The organism is Inquilinus sp. (assembly GCF_057815775.1).
The window spans coordinates 1-5,901 of the sequence record NZ_JBYRFX010000476.1 but is presented as its reverse complement, the minus strand read 5'-3'; the positions used below and the strand labels follow the sequence as shown (position 1 = coordinate 5,901).

Annotated in this window: 5 protein-coding genes; 4 read left to right on the top strand and 1 reads right to left on the bottom strand. The window is 69.4% G+C overall.

Annotated elements, in window-relative coordinates:
* Positions 1–504, bottom strand: a 504-nt coding sequence (locus tag AC3XYG_RS16945) for a LacI family DNA-binding transcriptional regulator (protein ID WP_489141024.1), incomplete at its 3' end; no start/stop codon positions are given.
* Positions 505–770: 266 nt separating this feature from the next.
* Here AC3XYG_RS16945 and AC3XYG_RS16940 point away from each other — a divergent pair.
* The 4 genes from AC3XYG_RS16940 to AC3XYG_RS16925 form a co-directional block, all read left to right on the top strand.
* On the top strand, positions 771–1,808 hold the full coding sequence (locus AC3XYG_RS16940; RefSeq protein WP_489141023.1) for an ABC transporter substrate-binding protein: 1,038 nt from the start codon (positions 771–773) through the stop codon (positions 1,806–1,808).
* Between the two features lie 14 nt (positions 1,809–1,822).
* The gene (locus tag AC3XYG_RS16935) at positions 1,823–4,018 is read left to right on the top strand and encodes an ABC transporter permease (protein WP_489141022.1); all 2,196 of its coding nucleotides are present in this window, start codon (positions 1,823–1,825) and stop codon (positions 4,016–4,018) included.
* Complete coding sequence (locus tag AC3XYG_RS16930; RefSeq protein ID WP_489141021.1) at positions 4,015–5,127, top strand: ABC transporter ATP-binding protein; 1,113 nt, start codon at positions 4,015–4,017, stop codon at positions 5,125–5,127. The genes AC3XYG_RS16935 and AC3XYG_RS16930 overlap by 4 nt, the downstream gene beginning before the upstream one ends.
* Positions 5,127–5,901: inositol monophosphatase family protein (locus AC3XYG_RS16925; protein WP_489141020.1), on the top strand; the 775-nt coding region annotated here is incomplete at its 3' end. The genes AC3XYG_RS16930 and AC3XYG_RS16925, both read left to right, overlap by 1 nt.

The window sequence follows — 5,901 nt, the reverse complement described above, 5'->3', positions numbered from 1 at the left end:
GCGGCTGATCAGGATCAGCCTTTGGCCGTTTTCGAGGCATTCGCGCACGATCGACTGGGGCGGCGTGCCGGACATCACCACCGTCGCATCGGCGCGATAGTTCAGCGCCCGGCGCAGGGTGGCGGCGATGTCGTCGGACGGCCCGCCAACGCTGAGCAGCACGGCGACCTTGCCCGCCTGCTCCAGCCGCTCGGTGATCGCCCGCGTCATGAGCGACGGCTGCGCCGCATCGATGTCGGCCACCACAAGGCAGACGATCCCGCTTTCCCGTCCGGAGACGCCGCGGGCCAGGTGGTTGACGTGGTAGCCCAGCTCCGTCGCCGCAGCCAGGACCAGGCGGCGCGTCTCCTCCGACACGCTGGCGCCGGGGGTGAACACGCGCGAGACCGCAGACCGCGACACGCCGGCCCGTTCGGCGACGGCGCGGGCGCCGATGAACCGGCGGGAGGCGGGATCCGCGATCGAGTCCCGTGGTGCCGGTGATGGGTGGTCGCGGCCGGGCATGCCGGGCTTCCTCGGTCAAATCTGAGAATGGATCATAGGATCTTTGCAACTATGTGCAAAGCGCCAATGCAAGGCTCTGCCTCGCTTCCGGATCCCGGATATAGGCGCGCCTGGGTGGCTGTTTGAACAGCTGTCCAATTTTGCATTGACGGGTCGGCCGCGATCGAACAGCATTTGCACACGGTTGCAAACAAGGTCCGCCGCTCGGCGGGCCTGCCTCGTCGCCATGAAGGCGAGAGAGAACGATCGGGAGGATCACGATGCCCATGACGTCGAAGACGGCCGCCCTGTCTTGTGCGGCGATCGCGCTGGCCGCCGGGCTGGCGATGCGGGCGGCGCCGGCCCAGGCCGAAGGCTCGGTCGTGGTCTATTGCGGCGTGAACGAGGAATGGTGCCGGGCCGCGGCCAGCGCCTTCCAGGAAAAGACCGGCATCCACGTCGACATGACGCGGCAGAGCGCCGGTGAGATCTATGCCCGCCTGCGCGCCGAGAAGGACAATCCGCGCGGCGACATCTGGTACGGCGGCACCGGCGACCCGCATCTGCAGGCCGCGACCGACGACCTGACCGAGCCCTACAAATCGCCGCTGCTCGACCAGTTGCAGGATTGGGCGCAGGACCAGGCCAAGCGCTCCGGCGACCGCACAGTCGGGCTGTATCTCGGCGTGCTCGGCTTCGGCTACAACGAGACCGAGCTGAAGAGCCGCAGCCTGGCCGCGCCGGCCTGCTGGGCCGACCTGCTGAAGCCGGAATTCGAGGGCGAGGTCCAGATGGCCGACCCGAACTCCTCGGGCACCGCCTGGACCATGCTGGCGACCATCGTGCAGCTGATGGGCGAGGACAAGGCGTTCGAGTACCTGGTCGGCCTGAACAAGAACATCGACCAGTACACCAGCGCCGGCGCCGCGCCCGCGCAGGCGGTGGGCCGCGGCGAGACCATCGTCGGCATCGCCTTCCAGCACGATCTGATCAACTCGGCCAAGCAGGTGCCGGCGGTGAAGGTGGTGTCACCCTGCGAGGGCACCGGCTACGAGATCGGGTCGATGAGCCTGATCAAGGGCGCGCGGCACATGGACGAGGCGAAGAAGTTCTACGACTGGGCCCTGACGCCGGAGGCGCAGGCGATCGCCGGCAAGAACGGCAGCTTCCAGGTGCCGTCGAACAAGGCTTCCACGGTGCCACCGGAATCGCCCGACACCAGCCACATCAAGCTGATCCACTATGATTTCGAGAAATACGGCTCCTCCGCCGAACGGACCCGGCTGCTGTCGCGCTGGACCAAGGATGTGAAGAACGGCGGCTGAGGGGGATGACCGGGATGCGGAAGGGTTCGGCCTCGGCGCGGCTTTCGGGCGCGCGGCTGTGCCTCCTGCTCGGCTGGGCCGCGGCCCTGCTGCTGCCGTGGTACGGCATCGAGGGCGGGCTGGTGCGGGCGCTGACCGAGGGCGGCGCGCCGGCGGCAGTCGAGGCCTTCCGCAGCCATCCCTGGCTGTTCGGGCTGCTGCTGCCGCTGCTGCTCGCCACGGTGGCGGAGCTGCGGCGGCAGCCGCGCCTGCTGGTCGCGGCCGGCGCGCTCGGCCTGGCCTGGACCCTGCTGCAGGCCTTCGCCATCGACCGGCGCGGCTGGGCGATCGTCGACCTGACCAGCCTGTCCGGCTGGGCCGCCTCCCAGCCCGCACTCGGCTGGGGCGCGCTGGCCTATCTGCTGGCCATGGCGCTGCTGCTGGCGCACGGCCTGGCCCGCCGCGGCTGGTGCAAGGGCGATGCCTTCACCGTCGGGGCTCTGACCATCGTCTGCGGCTCGATCCTGGTCTTCGTCGGCTATCCCGTGCTGTGCGTCCTGCTGTCCGCCTTTAAGGACAATGAAGGCCGGGTCGACCTGCCGCTGTTCGCGGACAAGCTGACCGATTCCTCGATCTGGGGCCTGGCCTGCCTGTCGGGCGGGCGCAACTGCGGCGTGGCCTGGAATTCGCTGGCCCAGGCGACGCTGGTCGGCGTGCTCAGCACGCTGCTCGGCCTCGCCTTCGCCCTGGTCGCCAACCGCACCCGCTTTCCGTTCCCGCGGCTGTTCAAGGTGCTGGCGATCCTGCCGGTGATCACGCCGCCCTTCGTCATCGGCCTGGCGCTGATCCTGCTGTTCGGCCGCGCCGGCATGGTCACGGCGGCGCTGAGCGAGTGGTTCCACCTGCCGCGCAGCCGCTGGATCTACGGCATGCCGGGGCTGACCATCGCCCAGCTGCTGGCTTTTACCCCGATCTCCTACCTCGTCCTGCTGGGCGTGCTGCAGGGCGTCAGCCCGAGCATGGAGGAGGCGTCGCAGACCCTGCGCAGCGGGCCCTGGCGCACCTTCCGCCATGTCACCTGGCCGCTGATTCGGCCGGGCCTGGCCAATGCCTTCCTGATCGCCTTCATCGAAAGCCTGGCCGATTTCGGCAACCCGATGATGATCGGTGGCAATTTCCGGGTGCTGTCGACCAGCGTCTATTTCGCCGTGGTCGGCGCGGCGCAGGACCAGGGGCAGGCGGCCGTGCTGGCCATCGTGCTGCTGATCTTCACCCTGTCGGCCTTCCTGCTGCAGCGGCTGTGGACCGGGCGGAAAAGCTACGTCACCGTCTCCGGCAAGGGCGATGCCGGCGTGCCGGGGCGGCTGCCGGCGGGCCTGCGCATCCTGTGCTACGCCGTGGTGCTGCCCTGGATCGCACTGACCATCGCGGTCTATGGCGTCATCCTGTTCGGCGGCTTCGTCACCGCGATCGGCACCGACAACACGCCGACGCTGAAATACTTCCTGACCGCCTTCGCCATTGGCCAGGGCGACCATGGCTGGTTCCTGGCCGGCTCCGCCTGGAATTCGCTGATCACCACGATCGAGGTCGCGCTGCTGGCGATGATCCCGACCGCGGCGCTGGGCATCCTGACGGCCTATCTCCTGAACCGGCAGCGCTTCGCCGGCCGGGGGGCGTTCGAGTTCCTGACGATGATGAGCTTCGCCATCCCCGGCACGGTGATCGGCATCAGCTACATCCTGGCCTTCAACAGCGGGCCGATCGAACTGACCGGGACGGCGACGATCATGATCATCGCCTTCGTTTTCCGGAACATGCCGGTGGGCATCCGCGCCGGGCTGGCCAATCTCAGCCAGATCGACCGCAGCCTGGATGAGGCGTCGCTCACCCTCGGTGCCCGGTCCGCCACCACGCTGCGGCGGGTGATCCTGCCGATCCTGCGGCCGGCGATCACGACATCGCTGGTCTATGCCTTCGTCCGGGCCATCACCAGCGTCAGCGCGGTGATCTTCCTGGTCAGCGGCGAATTCAACCTCGCCACCGTCTACATCGTCGGCCGCGCCGAATTCGGCGAATACGGGCTGGCAATCGTCTACTCCGCCGTGCTGATCACCATCATGGTCCTGGCCCTGCTGCTGATCCAGGCGGTGGTCGGTGAACGGCGCATCGGCCGCCGCTCGGCGACGGTCCCGACAACCCGCAACCGGCAAGCTGTGGTGCAGGCGTGACACGCGAACCCAACAACCCGATCAATCCGGCCGGCGGGCTGCCAGCGGTGGAGTTCCGCACCGTCAGCAAGCGCTATGGCCCGATGACCGCGGTCGACCGCATCGGCTTCACCATCGACCGCGGCACGCTGGTCACCCTGCTGGGGCCGTCCGGCTGCGGCAAGACCACGACGCTGCGCCTGATCGCCGGGCTGGAGCTGGCCAGCGAAGGCCGCATCCTGATCGACGGCCAGGACGTGACCCTGCGCTCCGCCGCCGAACGTGACGTCAGCATGGTGTTCCAGTCCTACGCGCTGTTCCCGCATATGAGCGTGATGGACAATGTCTGCTACGGCCTGCGTGCCTCGGGGATCCGGCAGGCGCAGGCGGCGGCGATGGCGGCGGAGAAGCTGGCGGCCGTCGGCCTGTCCGGCTTCGAGCGGCGGCTGCCGAGCGAGCTGTCCGGCGGCCAGCAGCAGCGCGTCGCCGTGGCCCGCGCCATCGTGCTGGAACCCAAGGTGCTGCTGTTCGACGAGCCGCTGTCCAACCTCGACGCCAAGCTGCGGCGCCGGGTGCGCGAGGACATCCGCGGCCTGCAGCAGTCGCTGGGCCTGACCGTGGTCTATGTCACGCATGACCAGGAGGAGGCGCTGGCCGTGTCCGACCGCATCGTGGTGATGCATTCGGCCCGCATCGTCCAGGACGGCACGCCGCGCGACCTGTACGAACGGCCGGCCAACCGCTTCATCGCCGACTTCATCGGCAACGCCAACCTGCTGCCCGCCGAGGTGCAGCGCCAGGACGGGGCACTGGCGCGGGTCGCGCTGGGCGGGATCACGCTGCAGCTGCCGCATCGCGACCTGCCGGCCGGCGCCTTCGCGGTCGCCGTGCGGCCCCAGGCGATCCGGCTGCGTTCCGGCGGCCCCCAGCCGGGCGAGCTCGGCGGCGTGGTGCGCAAGGCGGCCTATCTCGGCAGCCATATGGAGTACCAGGTGGAGATCGCCGAGATCGGCGCCGAGGCCTTCGTCATCGATGGCGAGGTCGGCACGCCCTTTGTTCCCGGCGCCACCGTCGGCGTCGCGATCACGGCGGATGGGGCCGCCCTGGTGCCCGCGGACATGGTGGTGTGATGGACGATCTGGATGCACGCCAGGCCTTCGGCCTGGACCTGGCCCTGCGCGCCGGCGCTCTGGCGCTCGGCATGCGCCGCACCCTGGCGCCGATCGAGGCGAAGAGCGCGATCGACTTCTGCACCGAAGCCGACCGGGCGGTGGAGCAGCTGGTGCGCGACGACGTCATCAGGCACTTCGGCGACGCCGTGATCGGTGAGGAATACGGTGGTACCGCAGCGGACGACGTCTGGGTGGTCGACCCGATCGACGGCACCGCCGGCTATATCCACGGCACCCAGCGCTGGTGCATCTCGCTGGCCTTCCTGCGGCAGGGTGAGATCGAGATCGGCATCATCTATGCGCCGACCGACGACCGCCTGTTCGTTGCCCGGCGCGGCCGCGGCGCGACCTTGAACGGGCGGCCGATCCAGGTCAGCGGGCTGAAGCATGGCGCGGCGCCGGTGGTCGAGGTCGGCTGGTCCGAGCGCCGGCCGCTGTCTGCCTTCTGCACCCTGCTGCAGCGGCTGACCGACGCCGCCATCGAATTCCGCCGCCACGGCTCCGGCGCGCTCGGCCTGGCCGAGGTCGCCTGCGGGCTGAACGACGGCTATGCCGAGCTGCACATCAATTCCTGGGATGCGCTGGCCGGCATCCTGCTGGTGCGCGAGGCCGGCGGCTGGACCAACGACTTCCTGGCGGATGACGGGCTGGCCCGGGGCAACCTGCTGCTCGCCGCCACCCCGGTGCTGCGCGACCGCCTGGTGGCGATGACGCGGGACCTGCATCAGGCCG

Excerpts from the sequence above, each read along its gene's own strand:
- AC3XYG_RS16935 (WP_489141022.1), top strand. The coding sequence starts at position 1,823 with ATGCGGAAGGGTTCGGCCTCGGCGCGGCTTTCGGGCGCGCGGCTGTGC.
- AC3XYG_RS16940 (WP_489141023.1), top strand. The coding sequence starts at position 771 with ATGACGTCGAAGACGGCCGCCCTGTCTTGTGCGGCGATCGCGCTGGCC.